This window comes from Stappia sp. ES.058, from assembly GCF_900105595.1.
In the GTDB taxonomy this organism is placed as follows: Bacteria; Pseudomonadota; Alphaproteobacteria; order Rhizobiales; family Stappiaceae; genus Stappia.
Window position 1 is genome coordinate 3,649,913 of sequence record NZ_LT629784.1, and the last position, 19,542, is coordinate 3,669,454.

The 19,542-nt window shown below is 64.3% G+C and carries 21 protein-coding genes; 13 read left to right on the top strand and 8 right to left on the bottom strand.

What is annotated here, in order from left to right; genetic code table 11:
• The first annotated feature begins 142 nt into the window (after positions 1-142).
• Genes dapF through BLU32_RS16950 form a run of 4 tightly spaced genes read left to right on the top strand, consistent with a single transcriptional unit; the run spans position 143 to position 4,195 of the window.
• Positions 143-1,051 carry a diaminopimelate epimerase gene (gene dapF, locus BLU32_RS16935; RefSeq protein WP_093808883.1) on the top strand — a complete coding sequence of 303 codons (909 nt, stop codon included), beginning with the start codon at positions 143-145 and terminating at the stop codon, positions 1,049-1,051.
• A complete protein-coding gene (gene mtaB / locus BLU32_RS16940; RefSeq protein ID WP_093808885.1) occupies positions 1,048-2,334 on the top strand; it encodes a tRNA (N(6)-L-threonylcarbamoyladenosine(37)-C(2))-methylthiotransferase MtaB in 1,287 nt (428 codons plus the stop codon). Before dapF ends, mtaB begins: the two co-directional genes overlap by 4 nt.
• A 4-nt stretch (positions 2,335-2,338) precedes the next feature.
• On the top strand, positions 2,339-3,544 hold the full coding sequence (gene ftsY, locus BLU32_RS16945) for a signal recognition particle-docking protein FtsY (RefSeq protein WP_093808887.1): 1,206 nt from the start codon (positions 2,339-2,341) through the stop codon (positions 3,542-3,544).
• A 6-nt stretch (positions 3,545-3,550) separates the two neighbouring features.
• Positions 3,551-4,195 (top strand): septation protein A, encoded by a 645-nt coding sequence (locus BLU32_RS16950; RefSeq protein WP_093808889.1) that lies wholly within the window; start codon positions 3,551-3,553, stop codon positions 4,193-4,195.
• Between the two features lie 33 nt (positions 4,196-4,228).
• Here the strand turns inward: BLU32_RS16950 and BLU32_RS16955 are convergent, their stop codons facing one another.
• The 3 genes from BLU32_RS16955 to BLU32_RS16965 all read right to left on the bottom strand — a co-directional run bounded on the left by BLU32_RS16955 (position 4,229) and on the right by BLU32_RS16965 (position 6,359).
• Positions 4,229-4,435 carry a DUF1737 domain-containing protein gene (locus tag BLU32_RS16955; protein ID WP_093808891.1) on the bottom strand — a complete coding sequence of 69 codons (207 nt, stop codon included), beginning with the start codon at positions 4,433-4,435 and terminating at the stop codon, positions 4,229-4,231.
• Between the two features lie 27 nt (positions 4,436-4,462).
• The gene (locus BLU32_RS16960; RefSeq protein WP_371326935.1) at positions 4,463-5,356 is read right to left on the bottom strand and encodes a CoA ester lyase; all 894 of its coding nucleotides are present in this window, start codon (positions 5,354-5,356) and stop codon (positions 4,463-4,465) included.
• Positions 5,357-5,432: 76 nt separating this feature from the next.
• The gene (locus BLU32_RS16965) at positions 5,433-6,359 is read right to left on the bottom strand and encodes a DMT family transporter (RefSeq protein WP_093808892.1); all 927 of its coding nucleotides are present in this window, start codon (positions 6,357-6,359) and stop codon (positions 5,433-5,435) included.
• A 276-nt stretch (positions 6,360-6,635) separates the two neighbouring features.
• On the opposite strand from BLU32_RS16965, the gene BLU32_RS16970 reads away from it, so the two are divergent.
• A complete protein-coding gene (locus BLU32_RS16970) occupies positions 6,636-7,925 on the top strand; it encodes an HD-GYP domain-containing protein (protein ID WP_093811219.1) in 1,290 nt (429 codons plus the stop codon).
• An 87-nt stretch (positions 7,926-8,012) separates the two neighbouring features.
• Positions 8,013-8,474: a GNAT family N-acetyltransferase gene (locus BLU32_RS16975; protein ID WP_093808893.1), complete on the top strand. Its 462-nt coding sequence runs from the start codon at positions 8,013-8,015 to the stop codon at positions 8,472-8,474.
• Positions 8,475-8,503: 29 nt separating this feature from the next.
• On the opposite strand, the gene BLU32_RS16980 is transcribed toward BLU32_RS16975, so the two are convergent.
• Positions 8,504-9,544: a DUF2125 domain-containing protein gene (locus BLU32_RS16980; RefSeq protein WP_093808895.1), complete on the bottom strand. Its 1,041-nt coding sequence runs from the start codon at positions 9,542-9,544 to the stop codon at positions 8,504-8,506.
• Between the two features lie 171 nt (positions 9,545-9,715).
• On the opposite strand from BLU32_RS16980, the gene BLU32_RS16985 reads away from it, so the two are divergent.
• Complete coding sequence (locus BLU32_RS16985) at positions 9,716-10,258, top strand: gamma-glutamylcyclotransferase (RefSeq protein ID WP_093808897.1); 543 nt, start codon at positions 9,716-9,718, stop codon at positions 10,256-10,258.
• A 37-nt stretch (positions 10,259-10,295) separates the two neighbouring features.
• Here BLU32_RS16985 and BLU32_RS16990 read toward each other — a convergent pair whose 3' ends face one another.
• The 4 genes from BLU32_RS16990 to BLU32_RS17005 form a co-directional block, all read right to left on the bottom strand.
• On the bottom strand, positions 10,296-10,685 hold the full coding sequence (locus tag BLU32_RS16990) for a hypothetical protein (protein WP_157727718.1): 390 nt from the start codon (positions 10,683-10,685) through the stop codon (positions 10,296-10,298).
• A 69-nt stretch (positions 10,686-10,754) separates the two neighbouring features.
• Complete coding sequence (locus BLU32_RS16995) at positions 10,755-11,540, bottom strand: 1-acyl-sn-glycerol-3-phosphate acyltransferase (protein ID WP_093808900.1); 786 nt, start codon at positions 11,538-11,540, stop codon at positions 10,755-10,757.
• A 93-nt stretch (positions 11,541-11,633) separates the two neighbouring features.
• The gene (locus tag BLU32_RS17000) at positions 11,634-12,320 is read right to left on the bottom strand and encodes a YdcF family protein (protein WP_197673628.1); all 687 of its coding nucleotides are present in this window, start codon (positions 12,318-12,320) and stop codon (positions 11,634-11,636) included.
• Positions 12,321-12,468: 148 nt separating this feature from the next.
• The gene (locus BLU32_RS17005) at positions 12,469-13,308 is read right to left on the bottom strand and encodes a phosphatase PAP2 family protein (protein WP_093808902.1); all 840 of its coding nucleotides are present in this window, start codon (positions 13,306-13,308) and stop codon (positions 12,469-12,471) included.
• Positions 13,309-13,438: 130 nt separating this feature from the next.
• Between BLU32_RS17005 and BLU32_RS17010 the strand changes: the two genes are divergently transcribed.
• The 6 genes from BLU32_RS17010 to BLU32_RS17035 all read left to right on the top strand — a co-directional run bounded on the left by BLU32_RS17010 (position 13,439) and on the right by BLU32_RS17035 (position 19,540).
• Complete coding sequence (locus BLU32_RS17010; protein WP_093808904.1) at positions 13,439-14,050, top strand: 2-hydroxychromene-2-carboxylate isomerase; 612 nt, start codon at positions 13,439-13,441, stop codon at positions 14,048-14,050.
• 40 nt (positions 14,051-14,090) lie between these two features.
• Positions 14,091-14,735 carry a LysE family translocator gene (locus BLU32_RS17015; protein WP_093808906.1) on the top strand — a complete coding sequence of 215 codons (645 nt, stop codon included), beginning with the start codon at positions 14,091-14,093 and terminating at the stop codon, positions 14,733-14,735.
• A 60-nt stretch (positions 14,736-14,795) separates the two neighbouring features.
• Positions 14,796-16,121 carry an aspartate aminotransferase family protein gene (locus BLU32_RS17020; RefSeq protein WP_093808908.1) on the top strand — a complete coding sequence of 442 codons (1,326 nt, stop codon included), beginning with the start codon at positions 14,796-14,798 and terminating at the stop codon, positions 16,119-16,121.
• Between the two features lie 14 nt (positions 16,122-16,135).
• Positions 16,136-16,945 (top strand): hypothetical protein, encoded by an 810-nt coding sequence (locus BLU32_RS17025; RefSeq protein ID WP_093808910.1) that lies wholly within the window; start codon positions 16,136-16,138, stop codon positions 16,943-16,945.
• A complete protein-coding gene (locus BLU32_RS17030) occupies positions 16,942-18,420 on the top strand; it encodes a M48 family metalloprotease (protein ID WP_208976913.1) in 1,479 nt (492 codons plus the stop codon). The genes BLU32_RS17025 and BLU32_RS17030 overlap by 4 nt, the downstream gene beginning before the upstream one ends.
• A 196-nt stretch (positions 18,421-18,616) precedes the next feature.
• A complete protein-coding gene (locus BLU32_RS17035; RefSeq protein WP_371326977.1) occupies positions 18,617-19,540 on the top strand; it encodes a glycosyltransferase family 2 protein in 924 nt (307 codons plus the stop codon).
• The last annotated feature ends 2 nt before the right edge of the window (positions 19,541-19,542 follow it).

The window sequence follows — 19,542 nt, forward strand, 5'->3', positions numbered from 1 at the left end:
CAACGAGGCGACAACGCGAAGACAGCACGGCAAGGGCGCGCGCGGCACTGGAATCGCGCGCGCTTTTCCGCCATATAGGCGCTGTATACGGTTCGCCGACACGAACGGCGCGCGAGGCGCGCCACGACAGGCCTCTTCGACGATGAACGCGCGCAGCATACCCTTTTTGAAGATGAACGGGCTCGGCAATGATTTCGTTGTGTGGGACGCCCGCGGGGAACCCCTGCGCCTTCCGGTCGAGACGATCCAGACCATCGGCGGTCGCGACACCGGCATCGGCTTCGACCAGATGATCACGGTGGAGACGAGCCCTGCTGGCGCGGACGCCTTCATGCGCATCCACAACCGCGACGGCAGCGAGGTCGACGCCTGCGGCAACGCAACCCGCTGCGTCGGACGTCTGCTGATGGAAGAAAGCGGCCGCGACAGTGCAACCATCGAGACCAACGCCGGCCTCTTGATCGCCTCCGCGACCGATGATCCGACCCGGGTGAGCGTCGACATGGGCGTTCCGAAGTTCGCCTGGAACGAGATCCCGCTGGCGGAAGAGTTTCACGACACGCGCGCCATCGAGCTTCAGGTAGGACCGATCGATGCGCCGGTGCTTCACACGCCGGGCGTGGTCAATGTCGGAAACCCGCATGCCGTATTCTGGGTCGCGGATCTCGACGCGCATGATCTCGCCGGCGTCGGATCGCTTCTGGAAAACCATCCGATGTTTCCCGAGCGCGCCAACATCTCGCTCGCCCATGTGCTGTCCGACGACGAGATCGAGATCCGCGTCTGGGAGCGCGGCGTCGGCCTGACAAGGGCCTGCGGCACCGCCGCCTGCGCGGTCGCAGTCGCCGCTGCGCGCGACCGGCGTACCGGACGCTCTGTCACCGTGCATCTGCCCGGCGGGCCGCTCGCGATCGCGTGGCGCGCCAGCGACGACCACATCATCATGACCGGCGCGACCGAGATCGAATACGAAGGCGCCCTGGAGCTTTCCGACCTGAGCCATCGCAAGACCGCGTCCGGCGACCGGCCGCATCTGGAGGTGGTGTCATGAGCGTCGATATCGTGACCTTCGGCTGCCGGCTCAATTCCTACGAGTCGGAGGTGATGAAGCGCGAGGCGGAGGCCGCAGGCCTCTCCGACGCGATCCTGATCAACACCTGCGCGGTAACCGCCGAAGCCGTGCGCCAGGCCCGTCAGTCGATCCGCAAGGCCAGGCGGGCAAACCCCGATGCCCGCATCATCGTCACCGGCTGTGCCGCGCAGACCGAAGCCGAGACCTTTGCCGGGATGGTGGAAGTGGATCTGGTGCTCGGCAACTCCGAGAAGCTGGAGCGCGCCTCCTATGGCCGCGTCGCGCAATTCGGCATCGAGGAAAGCGAGAAGGTCCGCGTCAACGACATCATGAGCGTGCGCGAAACCGCCTCCCACCTGATCGACGGGCTCGAGGGGCGCGCACGCGCCTTCGTCCAGGTCCAGAACGGCTGCGACCACCGCTGCACCTTCTGCATCATCCCCTTCGGCCGTGGCAACTCGCGCTCCGTGCCGATGGGCGCCGTGGTCGACCAGATTGCCCGGCTCGTCGACAACGGGCACCGCGAGATCGTGCTCACAGGCGTCGACATCACCAGCTACGGCGGCGACCTCCCCGGCACGCCGACGCTGGGGAACTTGTCGCAGAAGATCCTGAAGCATGTCCCCGGTCTCGACCGGCTGCGGCTCTCCTCGATCGATTCGATCGAGGCCGACCCGGCGCTGATGGAGTTGATCGCGCACGAACCGCGCCTGATGCCGCATCTGCATCTGTCGCTGCAATCGGGCGACGACATGATCTTGAAGCGCATGAAGCGGCGGCACCTGCGCGCCGACACCATCCGCTTTTGCCAAGAGGTGCGCGCCGCGCGTCCCGATGTCGTCTTCGGCGCCGACATCATCGCAGGCTTCCCGACGGAAACCGAGGAGATGTTTGAAAACACGCTCGCCATCGTCGACGAATGCGGGCTCACGCATCTGCATGTCTTCCCCTTTTCCGCCCGCCGGGGAACGCCGGCGGCGCGCATGCCGCAGTTGGAACGCGCCATCGTCAAGGCGCGCGCCGCACGGCTGCGCCGGAAGGGCGAAGCGGCTCTCGCCGCGCATCTTCAGGACGAGGTCGGCAAGACCCGCGAGATCCTCGTGGAACGCGACGGACTTGGCCGCAGCGCGCAATTCACACAGGTCGAATTCCGGCAGGCCGACGTGCCGGACGCACACGCCGGTGACCTTGTCACCTTGCGCATCAGCGGGCATACCGGGCGTCACCTTCTCGCGACCCCACTCGACACACAGGCAGCCTGATCGCATGAGCGAAACAAAACGCGGCTTCTTCGGACGCCTGTTCGGCTCAAACCCGAGCGAAGCGGTTCCGGAGGAAACGACCGACGACACCGAGCGCGCACCGCTTTCCAAGCCGGAAGCCGGGACGCCCGCATCCGATGAGCCTGCCGCACAGGACGCAGCGGCAGAACCCGAGGTCGCAAAGGCGGAATTGCCTGCGGTACCGGAGGAAAACGCGCCTTCCCGGAACACGGAAGCCGCTCCGCCCCCCGAGCCGGAGGCGGCCTCCCCGCCTGCCCCGGATGAAAAGCCGAAGTCCTGGCTGTCGCGGCTGAAGGCCGGCCTGTCGCGCTCGTCGTCCTCGCTGACCAGCGGGATCACCGCGCTTTTCACCAAGCGCAAGCTCGACGCGGCCACTCTGGAGGATCTGGAAGATCTTCTCATCCAGGCCGACCTCGGCGTGGACACGGCCATGGCGATCACCGAGCGTATTAGCGACGGTCGTTTCGACAAGGAAGTGAGCGCCGAAGAAGTCCGCCGGATCCTGGCCGAGGAAGTCGCCAAGGTTCTGGAGCCGGTCGCAACGCCGCTGACGATCGACGTCGCCCATGCGCCACATGTCATTCTTGTGGTCGGCGTCAACGGCACCGGAAAGACGACGACCATCGGCAAGCTCGCGGCAAAGCTCCGCGCCGAGGGGAAATCCGTGATGCTCGCCGCCGGCGACACGTTCCGCGCCGCCGCCGTCGAGCAGCTCAAGATCTGGGGCGAACGCACCGGCGCGCCCGTCGTCGCGCGCGACACGGGCGCGGATGCCGCGGGGCTCGTCTTCGATGCGATGCAGGAAGCCCGCACGGCCGCCTGCGACGTTTTGCTGATCGACACCGCCGGACGCCTGCAGAACCGGGCCGAACTGATGGCGGAGCTGGAAAAGGTCGTGCGCGTCATTCGCAAGCACGACCCCTCGGCGCCGCACAGTGTGCTTTTGACGCTGGATGCGACGACAGGCCAGAATGCGTTGAGCCAGGTCGAGATTTTCGGGCGCACGGCCGGCGTCACCGGTCTGGTGATGACCAAACTCGACGGAACGGCGCGCGGCGGCATCCTTGTCGCCATTGCCGCCAAGCACAAGCTGCCCGTACATTTCATTGGCGTGGGAGAAGGGGTTGACGACCTTGAGGCCTTCCGCGCCCAGGATTTTGCCGCTGCAATCGCCGGACAGGAGATCTGACGCCGCATGGAATTCGAACATCAGCCCAACGCCAAGGACCGCAAGGAAGTATCGCCGCTGCTCAAGCTCGTTCTGGAGCTTGGTCCCCTGGTGCTGTTTTTCTTTGCCAACGCGCGCGGAGAAGCGATCATAGATGCCTTTCCGGCGCTTGGATCGCTCGGCGATCCGATCTTCCTGGCGACCGCCGTCTTCATGGCCGCAATCACCGTGTCGCTGGCCGTGTCCTACGCGCTGACCCGGCGACTGCCGGTGATGCCGGTGGTGTCCGGGGTGGTGGTTCTGGTTTTCGGCGCCCTGACGCTGTGGCTGCACGATGAGCTTTTCATCAAGCTCAAGCCGACCATCGTCAATGTGATGTTCGGCACCATCCTGCTCGGCGGTCTCGTCTTCGGGCGCTCGCTGCTCGGCTATGTCTTCGACAGCGTCTTTCGGATGGACGACGCCGGCTGGCGCAAGCTCACCTTTCGCTGGGGCGTGTTCTTCTTCTTTCTCGCCGCGTTGAACGAAGTCGTCTGGCGCAGCTTCTCGACGGATTTCTGGGTGTCCTTCAAGGTATTTGGCGTCATGCCGATCACCATCGCCTTCACCCTGGCGCAGATGCCGATGATCAACCGCCACACGCCGGACAGAGAAACCGACGCCGACACGTAACCACGCCGGTCGTCGATCAACCGCCTGGATCGCCTAGTAGTCGGAGAGCTTCATCTCCGCAGAGTAGGTCATTCCGCCGACATCCTTGGTCACCGCCTGACCGCACATCACGATGCCCTTGCCCGCGTCATAGGTCATGCTCGGCGGGCCGTGCAGGTCCCAGCCGCTGTTGAGCGCGGCGGTCACCCGGTGGCAGAACGCGCTTTCGTCGGGGCCGGTGAGATAGCGATAGAGTTTCATGTAAATGTCCTTTGTCTTGCGCGCCGGTCAGGACGCGCGTGCGGCAATCGCATCCGAGATCGCAACGAGGCGGGCGCCCATTTCAGCGTGCAGGCGTTCGACCATTCGACCCTCCACCTGGATCGCGCCCTTGTCGGCGTTCTCTTCCCTTTCAAATTCCGCGATGATGCGGCGCGCCCAGTCGACCTCCGCGGGCGCCGGCGAGAAAGCCGTGTTGCAGGGAGCAACCTGCTTGGGGTGGATCAGCGTCTTGCCGTTCATGCCCATGTCCGCGCCCTGCGCGCATTCCGCCTCAAGGCCCGCTGCATCGTCCAGTTCGTTGTAGACGCCATCGATGATATCGATGCCATAGGCACGCGCCGCGGCGACGCATGTCATCAGCCAGGGCGTCATCGGCATACGGCCCGGCACCAGGCGTGCCCCGGTTTCCTTGGCCAGATCGTTGGTCCCCATCACGAAACATCCGAGGCGGGTCTCGGGATTGGACGCGGCCGAGGCGATCTCGCGTGCATTGAGCATCGCAAGCGGGGTTTCCATCATCGCCCAGATTTCGACACGGGCCGGAACCCGGGCACCGTTCAGACGATGCGCAACCCGCTCCAGGTCCGCCGAGGTCGAAACCTTAGGCACCAGGATGGCGTCGGGGGCGGCCGCAATCGCCATGGACAGATCGTCCACGCCCCAGGACGTGCCGAGGCCGTTGATGCGGATCACCACTTCGCGGTGGCCGTATCCGCCGCCGGCGACCGCATCGCGGACCTGGGCGCGCGCCATCTCCTTGGCGTCGGGTGCGACGGCATCCTCCAGATCGAGGATCAACGCATCGACATCAAGCGTCTTCGCCTTCTCGAGCGCACGGGCATTGGAGCCCGGCATGTAGAGAACGCTGCGGCGGGGACGAATGGCGGTTTGCGTCATCATGGGTCGTGACATCCTCTGTCGACTTCGGTCCATTCTTTCAGCTTCTGCGCCCGACCCGGTCGGGAGCCTGAAGCCTTCATTCCTCTACGCGCTCGCCTGCGGCCACGCCACCCGTCTTTTTGGTGAAGCGACCAAACAACATGTCCTTGGCCGCGACCAGCGCCCCCAGGGTCACGAGTGCGCAGGCAGCCATCACCACGAGCGTAAAATCCCCGAAACCGAAGACAATCAGGAGCAGGGTGGACGAGACGGGGGCGGTGTAGGCAAAGGCGCCGAGCACCTGGATGTCTCCGCGCTTGACGCCAATGTCCCAGACGAAGAAGGCAAGCCCGACCGGAAAGGCGGCAAGCCCGAGTACGGCGGACCACTCGCCGGTCCCCTGCGGCCAGACGGTCGTCTCGAAGACGAGATGGGCCGCCACCGACAGAAGGGAGGTGCCGAGGCAAAATCCCGCCACGGCTTCGGTCGGCACGCTCCCGAGCCGACGCGACAGGACCGAATACCCCGACCAGAACAGCGCCGATGCCACCGCCGCGAAATACCCGGGCGCGGCGTCGCCATCGAGCGCAAGTCCATCGCCGCGCAGGATCAGGAGGGCCGCCCCTCCCAGGCCGAGCAGCGTTCCCGCGACATGCTGAATCTTCAGCCGTTCCCCCGGCAGGAATGCCGAAAACACCACGATCAGCAGCGGCCATGTGTAATTGATCAGATTGGCATCGACCGGCGGCGCGTTGCGAATGGCCGTGAAATAGAAGAAGTGGAATCCGAACAGCCCGAGGATCCCGAAGCCATAGACCCGGCATGGCTGACGCATCAGCACCAGACGGCCGCGCAGCGCGAGCCAGGCCGTTGCGCCAAGCCCGGCAATGCCGAAACACAGGGCATTGAGCAGAAACGGCGGCACACCGCCCGAGGCGGCTCCGAACAGACCAAGCGTCGACCACATCAAGACAGCAGTCGCGCCGATCATTGTCGCGCGCAGGCGGGTCACTTGGCTTGGCATGATCGGGTGGGATCCAGCGAAAGAGGCAGGAGGCACGAAGAAGCTCCGCCATGCTACCGCCCCGCGCGATCCCGTCAATCGGAACGGAAAGATCCTCGTAGTCGCGGAGACGACTTCTTAAGCGCTCGACCGTATTTTCATCAAGAGAATTGGGAAAACTTGGACAGATGGAGATGTGGTTTGGCGCGCAGCCACTACGAGGACAGCCTGAATCACCACACCGATCGGCGTCTGGTTCTCGCGGATCTGCTCGGATCGCTGAGCTATGCGCTCGACATGACGGAGGGCCAGCCGGAAGGGCACTGCATCCGCTGCTGCTGGATCGGAATGGCCGTCGGCACCGAACTCCGCCTTTGCGAAACAGACATGGCCGACCTCTATTACACGCTGTTGCTCAAGGATCTCGGCTGCAGCAGCAATGCCGCGCGCATCTGTGAACTCTACCTGACCGATGACATTTCTTTCAAACGCGATTTCAAGACCATCGATGGATCGCTCGGTGCAGCCCTGCGGTTCGTGTTCAAGAAAACCGGCCTGAAATCGGGTCTGAGCGAGCGCATCCGTGCGCTTGTCCATGTGGTGCAAAACGGCGGGGAGATCGCGCGCGAGATGATCGAGACCCGGTGTCATCGCGGGGCCGACATCGCTGCCAAAATGCGCTTCTCGGAGGCCGTTCAGGACGGAATCCGGGCGCTCGACGAGCACTGGGACGGGTCCGGGAAACCGGAAGGGCTGGCCGGCGACGCGATCCCCACGGCCGCCAACATCGCGCTTCTGGCCCAGGTCGCCGATGTCTTTTTTCAAGAGCATGGCCGCGCCGAAGCGGAAACCGAAATCGCCAACCGGGCAGGCACCTGGTTCGCGCCGGATCTGGTCGACGCATTCCTCGCGGTATCGCGCAGGCCCGATTTTTGGGATCGCCTCGCGGCCGACGATCTGGACGAGACGGTCTTCGCCATGGCACCGACAACCGCGCAGGATGTGGATGAGGACTATCTCGACGCAGTCGCGGAGGCCTTTTCCGACGTGGTTGACGCGAAGAGCCCGTATACCGCCGATCACTCCGATCGGGTCACGCTCTACACCGACCTGATCGCGGAGGAGCTCGAGCTTTCAAAACCGCATCGCCGCTGGCTCCGCCGGGCTGCCCTGCTGCACGACCTCGGGAAGCTCGGTGTGAGCAACCAGATTCTCGACAAGCCGGGCAAACTCGATGAGGCGGAATGGCGCACTGTTCGGGCGCATTCCTATCACAGCGAGCGGATTCTGGAGCGGGTGTCCGCATTCGCCGACATCGCCCATGTCGCGGGCGCACATCACGAACGGCTGGACGGAAACGGCTATCCCCACGGTCTGAGGGATGAGGAAATCTGCCTGGAGGCCAGGATCCTCACCGTCGCCGATGTCTTCGATGCCTTGTCGGCGGAACGGCCCTATCGCGCGGCAATGCCGATTCCCCAGGTTCTCGCCATTCTCGACAAGGACACGGGAACCGCGTTCGATGCAGCCTGCGTCGCCGCCCTGAAAGCCGGTCTCGCACGGCTCGATGCTGCAATTGCCGCATGATCGGACAGTTGAAAAAGCCGCGTTTTTAAGGGCAAGGTGTCGTCCCGGTCCAATCGTCCGGCGGACTGTCCTTTTTGCGGAGTTTTCATGAGCAAGATCACCATCAAGTCGCTCGGCCCAGACGATGCGCTCGCCCTTGCACCGCTGATCGCGGAATACGCGCAGGCGCTGAAGCGCGGCGCGCCCCGCCGCCCCGACCAGTTCTATGCCGAACGCATCCTCGGCGACCGCTCCGCCGAGGTCATCGGCGCGGAGGTCGATGGACGGCTCGTCGGCTTCGCGATCTTCTTCGATCTCCCGGAAATCATCACCGGCCTTCGGTCCGGACAGCTCGACGAGATCTACGTGCACCCGGACGCACGCAACAACGGCATTGCCCGACGCATGATCGAGACGCTCGTCAGCGAAGGGGCCAAGCGCTCCTGGACCGAGTTGCGCTGGATCGTCCCGGGCAAGAACGCCCCTGCCGTTGCGCTTTACGACCGCATCGCCGAACCCGCCAACTGGAAGGGCTACGTCCTGCCAATCGACCGGATGGCATCGGCATAGGCCCTGTTGCCTCCGACCGCGGCTAGCGCTCAGTACATCGGGGGCAGCGCTGCGATTGGAATCAGACCGACGCGCGCCACCCCCGCCTCGAACCGCAGCGGCACCGTGACCGCCGGCACTCCGTCGAGAGTCGTCGGCGCGCCGAAGCCGATGACCGCGCCGGCCAGCGATTTGGGAACGGACGATCCTTGCGGAAAGAACGGGGCAAGCAATGCCGGCAGATTTTCGGCACCCGAAACGGTCAGCGGCAGGGTTCCAGCCAAACGGCCCTTGGCATCGAGCGCCAGCGTTCCCGTGGCGCGCAGGCTCACGCCGGATGCACTGGCACGCAACTCGCTCACCCGCACAGCCTCGTCCTGACGAAGCAGCGAGATCCAGTCGCCGCGCCCGGCCAGAGCCGCCGCGCCGCCAGCGAACGTCACGTCGGCCGAAATTTCGGCCGCCCCGTCCAGCGCGGGAATGGCAAGCCCGGCGATCCGCAGCGCGAAATCGGCATCTTGCGCGATGGACGGATTTCGCCGCGCGTGAACGGTGGCGCGCAAGGCGCTGAGGGAAATGGCCGCATCCCCCGAAACCCCGGCGATCTTCGGTTGGTCAATGAAGAGATCGGCATTGCGCACGCCGGCGTCGGACAGACGGGCGCTGCCACGTGCAGACACCCAGTCGGCAGACAGGCGATCAAACGGGCTCGGACCGGCGAAACGCGCGGTGGCCGGCCCATCCGCCTCCACGATCACCTGTCGCGGATTGTAGGCAAGGGCGACGACCCGCAAACCGGAGAAGCTGCCCGCGTGCCCCGAGGCGTCCCGTGCCTCGAAAGGCTGACATTCCAGCTCGAAACGAAACGGATAGCCGCCCAGCCGCTGCTTCCCGCACACGAGCGCTCCGCCTTCGGTCTCCGCGACCTCGTAGGTATTCCGCAGAATGTCCACCGCCATGCCGCGCGCCACTGCCCAGTAGGTCGACCATAGCGCGATGACGAGCACAACGAGAGAGATCAGGATCCAGTACCGGCGGCGTGACCGGGGAGGTGAACTTGGCGAAGACGAAGCGGCCTGCGTATCGGTCATGGGATCCTCATTGGGGCGACGATGCTGCCTGAAAGCATGCTCTCATGTCGGTTTCAAGGCCCATGACGCCGCAAAACAGTTCATGTGCCGCGGCATGAGGTGTTTCTTCGCCGCGGCAGTTGCCAGCGACGCCTGCCATTGCTACCTCCAGCCGGCAACAGGAAAAGCGCAATGGACGATCTTTGGGTGTTCGGCTACGGCTCGCTGATGTGGCGACCGGGCTTCGTTTATGAAGAAGCGGTTCCGGGTGTGCTGCACGGGGCACACCGCTCGCTTTGCATCTACTCCTGGGTCCATCGCGGAACACAGGGCCGGCCCGGCCTCGTCCTGGGTCTGGACCGTGGCGGCGCCTGTCGCGGCATGGCCTTTCGCGTGGCCGCAGGTCTGCGCGAGGAGGTCATGGCTTACCTGCGCGCCCGCGAACAGGCGACGCTGGTCTATCTGGAAGCCGAGCGCCGCGTGCGGCTTGCCGACGAGGCCAGGCGCATGGTGCCCGCCGTCACCTATCTGGTCGACCGCGCCCATGAACAATATGCCGGCGTGCTGCCGCTCGACCGCCAGGTCGAGATCGTAAAGGGGGCCGCCGGACAATCGGGCGCCAATCCCGACTACGTGCTGAACACGGTTTCTCACTTGCGGGAATTGAACATCCACGATGCCGGACTTGAAGCGCTGAGCGCGCGCCTTGGCGACGCAACGACCGAGGCGGGCTGACCCGTTCCGGCGGCACACCGCCCTCAGCCCTTAACCCTCAGCTCTCGCACCCGGGCCCGAACAATCCGTCCAGATCGTCAAGCACCAGCCGGCGCTGTGCGGCATCGCCGGCCAGAAGGTGCACCAGCGCGGTTCGTCCCGTAACGTCCCCGCGATTGAGGCGGGCACCCCGGCGCTTGCCATCCCGGTCGATTTCACCGATCCACGCCTTTTTCAACCGACCGCCTCGCCCGGGTCCCGGCTCCATCACGACGATCGCACTCGAATAGTCGGAAAGACGATCCGCCGGCACCGCCGAGAAAAGATATCGCTTGCCTGAGTGCCCCAGAATGTATCGATACCGATCCGTCAGCCCGAGTTCAGCCGCCGCCCGCGGCGCATCCGAGCGCGCAGTCGTCGGTTCCGATGGACTGAGCCGTCTGATCATTCACGATAGATAGAACGGACCAAGAACGAAATCCAGACCCTCATAACGAGAAAAGCGGCCCCCCGCATTTCAATCGAAGGGCTTTCCCCGCGCCGCCCAGCGTATCCGCACGCGTTCCAGCACCGGCAGTTGGCGCTCGCTGCGTGCCGCTTCTAGGATCAGGGTGTCGGACGCTGTTTCGATGCCCTCCACCAGCTTCTTGTGCACGGTCTCCAGCGGCTGTCCCGGCTCGATCACCGGGAGAAACTCGGCCACGACAGTTCCGGGATAGATTTTCCAGCCCCGGCGCGGCCAATAGACGCCCGAGTTCAGGGCGACGGGCAACAGCGGACAGGCAAGCGACTTGTAGAGATGCGAAACGCCGTATTTGTAGCGCGGCTCCTCGCCGGCGCCGCGCCGCGTTCCTTCCGGGAAAATCAGGATCTGGCGGCCTTCGGCAATGGCCGTGCGCGCACTATCCGTGAGTTTTGCGAGCGCAATGGAGCGTTTGCCGCGGTCGACCGGGATCTGGCGGAACTTCGCAGTGTACCAGCCAAACAGCGGAATGTAGCGCAGCTCCCGCTTCAACACATAGGTCGGCGAGCGGAACAGGGGCAAAAGGGCAAAGGTCTCCCACACCGACTGATGCTTGGCAGCGACGATACACCCTCCCGCGGGAATGTTTTCCAGCCCCCGAAATTCGAACGTCACACCGGCGACCCAGCGCAACAGGAAGAGATTGACCCGCGCCCACAGCGGCACGACGGGCCAGCCCCACCGTGCCGGCAGGACGAAAACCGGCAAGGCCAGAACCATCAGGAAAACCGTCGACGCATAAAACAGCGCCTGGAAAACGAGGGAGCGAAAAAGGATCATGACACCGTCACCGTCTCGCATAACAGGCAGCGGGGGAGACACCGTTCAGCACAGCCTGGAGTGGCCCCCGCATTCGAAATTCGCTCGGCCAGATCATGGCGCAGGACTGCCCATGGTCGAGATCCGGACCCAGGCGAACATGTATTTCATGTACTCGCGCACGAGAAGCAGCGACACGCCTGCATGCCGGAACCAGCTGTTCAGTTCGAGGTCGACCCCCTGCACTGCAACGGCAACAAGGGTCGTCTCGGGCATCACCGATCTCAGCTCGAGCAGCGCCCGGGGCATGTGATAGGCGCTCGTCACCACGATCACGCTCGAAAACCCGTTGGAGCGAACCCATTTCGCCGTCTCCGAAGCGTTTTCCAGCGTGTTGTTGGCGTTGCGGTCGAGGTCGATGCAGCAGGCAAACAGCGCCAGATCACTCTCCGTGCGTCGCACGATCTGCTTCGCCGTCGTCTCGGGATGGACGCCGGATATCAAGAGCCGGCCGGCCCGACCCTCGTCGAGCAGGGTCAAAGCCTTTTTCACCCGCTCGCTTCCGCCGGTGAGAACGACAATCGCGTCCGCGCTTGGAGAGGCATTTTCCCTGTATTGCGTCACCGCGCTGGCAAACCGCAAGAAGCCGCCCGCGAGAAACCCGAGGCAGGCGACAAGGAGAAAGACCACCGCGACGACCGCGATCCGCCGCCGTTTGCGCGGCGGCGCGGGCGTCGTTGCCGTGAATGCGACGTCGCCGTTGGCCTCCTGCGGAGCGGCGGGATCGTGCGGTTCCATCATACCAAATCGCTTCATATTCATTTTACAGTATCAGAAATTCCGGCCGCGTCCGGGTGAGCGAGCACTGAAGCGGATCTCCAGACATCCGATCCAGACGGTTTTCCACCGCCGAGTTCGGTTGCCTCCCGCGCCGCACACGCCCGACGGCCTATCGCATCATTGCGATAAAACGACGGCCCAGCGACCGGATCCGTTTCATCGTTTGGGTCCACAGCCGCCGCAGGGACACCGCAAGACACGCAAAGGCATGCCGCAGCCGGGCCTCGCGAAGGACGGCCGGCGGCGTGCGATAGAACAGCTGATACAGTCCCAGGATCACCAGAAAGGTGACACCCCAGGACAGCAGCGTATCGGAAAGAAAATGCCCCCCAAAGGCGACGCGATTGGCTGACAGAGCCAGACAAAGCGGCAAAACGACGCAGAGAATACCGGCGCGCCAGCGCGGCGGCGCAAGAAGCGCCAGCGTCACCAGCCAGAGGCTGGACGACGCCTCGCCGGAGACAAAGGAACAGTTCCGCTCGCAATAGTCGCTGATACGCCAGACCTCGACATAGGGTGCGTCCCCGCCGAACAGGTCGACCGCATTCGGCCGCGGGCGACCCCAGTTGTTCTTGAAGACCGCGTTGACCAGCACACCGGGGCCCAGCGCGAGGCTCGACAGGAGAAACAGAGGCGCGCGCAAGGACACCCAGTCCGGCAGCCGGGGAACGACGGCGGCGAGGATCAAGACGACAAGGGATGCCGCCGCGACAAACTTGACGAGAAAGGGGCCCAGCTCACGCAGCCGCATGAAGAACGGATCCGACGCTGCCCAGAACCCGCCTTGTGCATCATGAAAAGCACGGGTCGCGGCCTGATCGACACCCGGAAAGGCGAGGAAGAAGACCGAGATCACGCCAATGTAGACAATGGTCCCGACCACCAGGCCGCGGAAGACGGCAGGGCTGGCAAGCGGGTCGGATGTCATGAGCGGGGAAGAGGCGGGCATTGACGTTTCTGATTTCCCTGGCAAGGTTTCGCCCGGTTATACTGCCGGCTCGGGCGCTGTCCACCTGCCGCTACCGATGACCCGCGATTCGGGACGTGAAGCGCGCCGGGCCGCTTCCAGGAAAAAGATCATGACCTGGCCACCACTGGACTTTTGGTACGAGTTTGGCTCGACCTACAGTTACCTTTCAGCGATGCGCATCGACGATATGGCCGCAAAGCGCGGAGTTTCGGTGCGCTGGCGCCCCTTCCTGCTCGGTCCGCTGTTCGCCAAGGCCGGCTGGTCGACATCACCGTTTAATGTCTATCCGGCGAAAGGGGCCTACATGTGGCGCGACATGGAACGGCTGACGAGCGCCATGAAACTGCCGTTGACCCGGCCCGCCCCGTTTCCGGCAAACGGATTGCTCGCCGCACGGGTGGCGCTGGCGATCGAGCGCGACGAAGACCGGGCGCGGTTTTCCCGCGCAGTCTATCTGGCGGAGTTCGGAAACGGCGACAGGATCGACGCCACCGAAACGCTGGCGGCGCGCCTCTCCGCGCTCTCCCTGCCGGCCGACCAACTCCTCGACAAGGCCGGAACCGCCGAGATCAAGGCAGCACTTCGCGCCAATACGGAAACCGCGGAACGGGCAGGCATTTTCGGGGCCCCGAGCTTCACATGCGCGGACGGAGAATTGTTCTGGGGCAACGACCGGCTTGAAAGCGCCATCGACCATGCTGCAAGCTGCATGATAGTCTGACCCTCGGCGCGCATGAAACTGGCGCGCTCAGGAGTATGTCATGGCGTTTGTGCCCGATCCCGCCACCATGGTTACCTTCACGCTGGCCTGCCTTGTCCTGGTGCTCACGCCCGGTCCGGACATGACGCTCTTCGTCGGCCGGTCGCTGTCGGAAGGCCGCGCCTCCGGGATGACATCCATGCTCGGCGCCCTCGCCGGCAACGTGATCCACACGCTTCTGATCGCCTTCGGTCTCTCGGCGCTGATCGCTGCCTCCGCACAGGCCTTCTTCGTGGTCAAGATCGCCGGCGCGGTCTACCTGCTGTGGCTTGCCGTGCAGAGCATCCGCCAGGGATCCGCCCTTTCGGTCACCCCTGACAGGACGGCGCGACGCAAGCCGCTGTCGCGCGTTTTTGCGACCGGCGTTCTGGTCAACCTGCTCAATCCGAAGATCATCCTGTTCTTCCTGACATTCCTGCCGCAGTTCGTGGCCGCCCACGATCCGGACGCGGCCGCCAAGATGCTCTTTCTCGGCCTCTATATGGTCCTCTTTTCCCTGCCGTTTTGTGCCGGCATGGTGCTGATGGCCGAGGGGTTCTCCAAATCGCTGCGCCGCTCGCCGCGCATCATGCGCGCCATCGACTGGCTCTTCGCCGGCATCATCGGCGGTTTCGCCGTGAAAATCCTGCTGACCAGCCGGAGCTGAGGCACCCGATCCGTTTCATTCGTTTCCCGCAACCAGAAGACCCTGCGAAATCAAAGACTCATGACCCATATCTTTCCGCGACACACCGCTATGCGCCCGCCCCGCGCCGTTGCCGGCGACGGCTGCTACATCATCGACAGCACGGGAAAACGCTATCTCGACGCGTCCGGGGGCGCGGCCGTTTCCTGTCTTGGCCATTCCGACAAGGCGGTGACGGAGGCGGTCAAGCGCCAGCTCGACACACTCGCCTTCGCGCACACCGGGTTTTTCACCACCGATATCGCGGAAGACCTCGCGAACCTGCTGATCGCCAACGCCCCGGAAGGCCTTGAGCGCGTCTATCTCGTCTCCGGCGGATCCGAGGCGACCGAAGCAGCGATCAAGCTTGCCCGCCAATACCACCTCGAGCGCGGCAACCCGTCGCGCGCGCGCATCATCGCGCGCCGCCAGAGCTATCACGGCAACACGCTTGGCGCCCTGTCGGCGGGCGGCAACATGTGGCGCCGCGAGCAGTTCAAGCCGCTGCTGGTCGACATGTCCCACATATCGCCCTGCTATGCCTATCGCGGCCAGGCCGACGGCGAGAGCGAAGCCGACTACGGCCGCCGCGTTGCCGACGAACTGGAAACCGAGATCCTCCGCCTTGGCCCGGAAACGGTGGCCGCCTTTATCGCCGAACCCGTCGTCGGCGCGACGCTTGGCGCGGTTCCCGCGGTCGACGGGTATTACAAGCGCATCCGCGAGATCTGCGACCGCCACGGCGTCCTGCTGATCCTCGACGAGGTGATGTGCGGTATGGGGCGCACCGGGCATCTTTTCGCCTGCGACGCGGACGGGGTGTCCCCGGACATCCTGTGCATCGCTAAGGGGCTTGGCGCCGGCTATCAGCCGATCGGCGCGATGCTGTGCAGCGGCGAGATCTACCGTGCGATCGAGGAAGGCTCCGGCTTCTTCCAGCACGGCCATACCTATATCGGCCACCCGGCGGCCGCCGCTGCCGGACACGCCGTTGTCTCGGCCCTGCTGGACCGCGACCTGATCACTCGGTCGAAACAAATGGGCGAGACTGTGAAATCCGCCCTGGTCGAGCACTTCGGCCAGCATCCCCACGTCGGCGACATTCGCGGACGCGGCATGTTCCTCGGGCTGGAGCTGGTCGAAGACCGCGAAACCAAGGCGCCCTTCGATCCGGTGCGCAAGCTTCATGCGTCGATCAAGAAGGCGGCCTTTGCACGCGGGCTCGTCTGCTACCCGATGGGCGGCACCCTCGACGGTCGCTCCGGCGACCATGTGCTGCTGGCTCCGCCCTTTATTCTGGAGGAGGCGCAGGTGGGAGAACTCGTCGACAAGCTCTCCGGCGCCATTTCCGACGCCCTCGCGCATTGAACGAGCGGTTTCCCATGGGGCGACGCCGCAGTCCCGCCAAGTTTCTGGCGAGACTGACGGGGCTTTGCTGTGCCGCCCTGACCCTTGCCTCCGCCGCGCAGGCGGATCATGCCGGGCCCGACCTGCCCGAAGGCTGTCTTGCAGAAGCCGGTTCGGCCGGGCGGGAACTCGAAGGCACGCTTCAGGGAGCGGAACTGAGTGCAGGGGACGGTGTCGTGTATCGCCAGGTCGATCTTCACATACCAAACGATCCCGCTCCCGCAATGGCCAACGGAGATGTGCAGCCGATGCGGTTCTGGCCAGTCGCCGACAAGCCGGATCGCTGGCAGCGTCAGCGCGGACATCTCGTCAACCCGGCAACAGGAAGCTGGGTCGCAAGAGATCTCGTCGGCAAGGGCGTGGCGATAGCGGCGCCGGCGCTTGCTCCTGCGGACTGTTTCCCGCCGCTCATGAGAGCGGAACGGATAGCACGCGTCCGAGAACTGGGGCTTTGGGCGAGCGAAAAGGTGTATTCCGCCCATCGTCCGGACGCCCTGCTGCCGCGCGTCGGACGCTACACTCTGGTCGCCGGGCGGGTGCTGTCCGTTGGAGAAACCCGCTCGACGCTCTATCTCAATTTCGGATACCGCTGGAGCCGGGACTTCACAGCAACCATCGCAAAGGAAGAATTGGATGCATTCACAGCCGCCGGGGTTGACGTGAGGTCCCTTGAAGGGGCAGCTATTCGGATCCGCGGGGTGCTGCTGCAGTCTGGCGGACCCCTCGTCGAGATCTCCCACCCCGCACAGATCGAGCGGCTCGAAACGGATGGCACGCGCCGGTGAACAGCTTCCCGTCACTTGACGCCCTCAGCGGACAGATACGTCGCGGGCTCGCGGCCGGCGTGGTGTTGCTGGTTTTGTCGGGCTGCCAGATTTCCGGGTCTTCGCCGATCGACATCGGAACGCCGGCGCCCGGATCGCTGCGTCCCGGACTGTCGAGCGACCTCGGCGCGCGCGAGCACCCGCGCGTTGTTGCCACCTATGGCGGCGTCTATGAAGATAGGGGTGCCGAGCGCGCGGTTGCACAGGTGGTCGGAAGACTGGTGGAGGCGTCCGACGATCCCTCACAGACCTATCGGATCACCATTTTGAACTCCCCGGCGGTCAATGCATTTGCGCTTCCGGGCGGGTATCTCTATGTGACCCGTGGCCTCCTCGCGCTTGCCACCGACACCTCGGAAGTCGCCGCAGTGCTGGCGCACGAGATGGCGCATGTCACCGCCAGCCACGCGATCAAGCGCCAGGAGCGCGCGCAAGCCACGGAACTGGCCGGTCGGGTGCTCGGCAATGTGGTGCGCGATCCCGACCAGGCGCGCGCCGCAATCATGTCCTCTCAACTGTCGTTCGCGCGGTTTTCGCAGATCCAGGAATTGGAGGCCGATGCGGTCGGCGTGCGCACGCTCGCGCGTGCACGCTACGATCCGTTTGCCTCCGCCCGGTTCTTGATGTCGATGGGGAAGTTCGCCGCCTATCAAAGCGCCCAGGGAAACCAGAGCAGTGCTCCCGACTTTCTGTCCTCGCACCCGACAACGCCGGAGCGGGTGCAGACGGCGGTGCGCGCCGCCCGCCAGGTCGGCGCCCCCGGCCTCGGCGAGCGCGACCGCGATGCCTATCTGACCAAGATCGACGGCATGCTCTACGGCGACGATCCGCTCGAGGGCTTCATCCGTGGACGCTCTTTCCTGCACAAGGCGCTCGGTATCAGTTTCACGGTGCCCCAGGGCTTCGTCCTGGAAAACTCGGCCGAGGCCGTGCTCGCCAGCAACTCCTCCGGAACCGCGCTGCGCTTCGACGGAGCGGACCTGACCGACTTCGCCTCACTCTCCGCCTATATGACCAGCGGCTGGATCAACGGACTGGTGCGCGACAGCGTGCGCGAGGACACGGTGAACGGCCTGCCCGCCGTAACCGCCTCCGCCGTGACGGATGGCTGGTCCTTCCGCATCGCCGTCGTTCGCATCGGACGCACCGGATACCGCTTCATCTTCGCCTCGCGCACTGGCGGTGCGGACTTCACGCGCGACTATCAAAAAACCGTGGACAGCTTTCGCCAGCTCACACCGACGGAGCGGGCCCGCCTGCGGCCGTTGCGCATCAAGGTGATCCGCGCGGACGCCGGAGACACACCGGAACGGCTCGCCGTCGGCATGAGCGGTGTGGAGGCATCCCGACGGCTGTCGCTGTTTTCGATCCTCAACCAGACACCGCCAGGCGAAGCGATCGCCGCCGGCACGCCTCTGAAACTGGTCGTCGACTGAGCACCTCACGCGCGACGGGCGTCTCAGCCGACACACAACCGCCAACGACCTTGCGACCTCCAGTTCCCGGCTTCGGTCAGTTTTCAGATGGCTTGGAAGTTTGACGCAAGTCTGATAGGCAAAGTCACCTGTCGCGAGTATCTCGCTGAGTTCAACCGCAGAAAAATCGATGAATTCCCAGCAACGCATCGGCATAATGGTTTGCACTGCGGCACGCTCCAATATGCTCGCAAGATGCTTAAGGTCTTTGGCCGGACAGGAGTTGCCACGCTCCGTTCAGGCGGAGATCTGTGTTATCGACAATTGCGAGAAGGGAAGCGCGCAAGCTGTCGTAGACGAACTCTCCGGTCTGGACGGCTGGCCCATCCATTATTTCCAGGAGGTTCGGCGCGGCATTCCTTTCGCCCGGAATCGCTCTGTCGATGTCGCGCTTGATCGTGGCTACGACTGGATCGCCCTGATTGATGATGACGAGCAGGCTTGCGACGGTTGGCTGGCAACCCTTTTCGAAGTTGCACAAGATGAAGCTGCCGATGTTGTATCGGGGCCTGTCGTCAGGTCCTACGCAGCTCCGCCTCCGTCTTGGTGGAAGACGTTGAAGCCGATCGATGGCCCCAAGGGCACGATTCTGACAGAAGCACCGACAAACAATACACTCTTCGCCCGGAAACTCATCGAGCCGGAGAAATATGGCCTTCGGTTCGAGAGCGCACTGACCTTCGGATTCGAGGATATCGACTTCTTCCAAAGAGCGCATGCCCTGGGATGCAAAATCGTCTGGACGCCAGATGCGGTCGTCGAGGAAGAAATACCGCTTAGCCGCGTAACGACCACGCGTTTGCTCCAGCGCGCCATGTCGAGCGCTGCCGCTCACGCGTTTGCAACGCGACTGCGACACGGTCGCCGATATTCTGTGCTGAAATTTCTTCCAAAGGCCGTGCGCCGTATCCTTGGAGGCGCGATCCTGTCTGTGTCGGCGTGGCCGTTTCACGCATTGGGCCTTTCCCGCGGCACCCACTTCCACTATAAGGGGCGGCTTCGTTTGATGCGTGGGTTGGGCAACATCCGCGGGCTGACCAGGCACCTTCCCGACTATTACGCCACTGTTGACGGACATTAAGC

Coding starts and splice junctions, on each gene's coding strand:
- BLU32_RS16955 (WP_093808891.1), bottom strand. CDS start 4,435: ATGAAACTCTATCGCTATCTCACCGGCCCCGACGAAAGCGCGTTCTGC.
- BLU32_RS17000 (WP_197673628.1), bottom strand. CDS start 12,320: ATGATGGAACCGCACGATCCCGCCGCTCCGCAGGAGGCCAACGGCGAC.
- BLU32_RS16965 (WP_093808892.1), bottom strand. CDS start 6,359: ATGCCAAGCCAAGTGACCCGCCTGCGCGCGACAATGATCGGCGCGACT.
- BLU32_RS17035 (WP_371326977.1), top strand. CDS start 18,617: ATGGTTTGCACTGCGGCACGCTCCAATATGCTCGCAAGATGCTTAAGG.
- BLU32_RS16985 (WP_093808897.1), top strand. CDS start 9,716: ATGGACGATCTTTGGGTGTTCGGCTACGGCTCGCTGATGTGGCGACCG.
- BLU32_RS16960 (WP_371326935.1), bottom strand. CDS start 5,356: ATGATGACGCAAACCGCCATTCGTCCCCGCCGCAGCGTTCTCTACATG.
- BLU32_RS16975 (WP_093808893.1), top strand. CDS start 8,013: ATGAGCAAGATCACCATCAAGTCGCTCGGCCCAGACGATGCGCTCGCC.
- mtaB (WP_093808885.1), top strand. CDS start 1,048: ATGAGCGTCGATATCGTGACCTTCGGCTGCCGGCTCAATTCCTACGAG.
- BLU32_RS16995 (WP_093808900.1), bottom strand. CDS start 11,540: ATGATCCTTTTTCGCTCCCTCGTTTTCCAGGCGCTGTTTTATGCGTCG.
- BLU32_RS16980 (WP_093808895.1), bottom strand. CDS start 9,544: ATGACCGATACGCAGGCCGCTTCGTCTTCGCCAAGTTCACCTCCCCGG.
- BLU32_RS17010 (WP_093808904.1), top strand. CDS start 13,439: ATGACCTGGCCACCACTGGACTTTTGGTACGAGTTTGGCTCGACCTAC.
- dapF (WP_093808883.1), top strand. CDS start 143: ATGAACGCGCGCAGCATACCCTTTTTGAAGATGAACGGGCTCGGCAAT.
- BLU32_RS16950 (WP_093808889.1), top strand. CDS start 3,551: ATGGAATTCGAACATCAGCCCAACGCCAAGGACCGCAAGGAAGTATCG.
- ftsY (WP_093808887.1), top strand. CDS start 2,339: ATGAGCGAAACAAAACGCGGCTTCTTCGGACGCCTGTTCGGCTCAAAC.
- BLU32_RS16970 (WP_093811219.1), top strand. CDS start 6,636: ATGACGGAGGGCCAGCCGGAAGGGCACTGCATCCGCTGCTGCTGGATC.
- BLU32_RS17020 (WP_093808908.1), top strand. CDS start 14,796: ATGACCCATATCTTTCCGCGACACACCGCTATGCGCCCGCCCCGCGCC.
- BLU32_RS16990 (WP_157727718.1), bottom strand. CDS start 10,685: ATGATCAGACGGCTCAGTCCATCGGAACCGACGACTGCGCGCTCGGAT.
- BLU32_RS17005 (WP_093808902.1), bottom strand. CDS start 13,308: ATGCCCGCCTCTTCCCCGCTCATGACATCCGACCCGCTTGCCAGCCCT.
- BLU32_RS17025 (WP_093808910.1), top strand. CDS start 16,136: ATGGGGCGACGCCGCAGTCCCGCCAAGTTTCTGGCGAGACTGACGGGG.
- BLU32_RS17015 (WP_093808906.1), top strand. CDS start 14,091: ATGGCGTTTGTGCCCGATCCCGCCACCATGGTTACCTTCACGCTGGCC.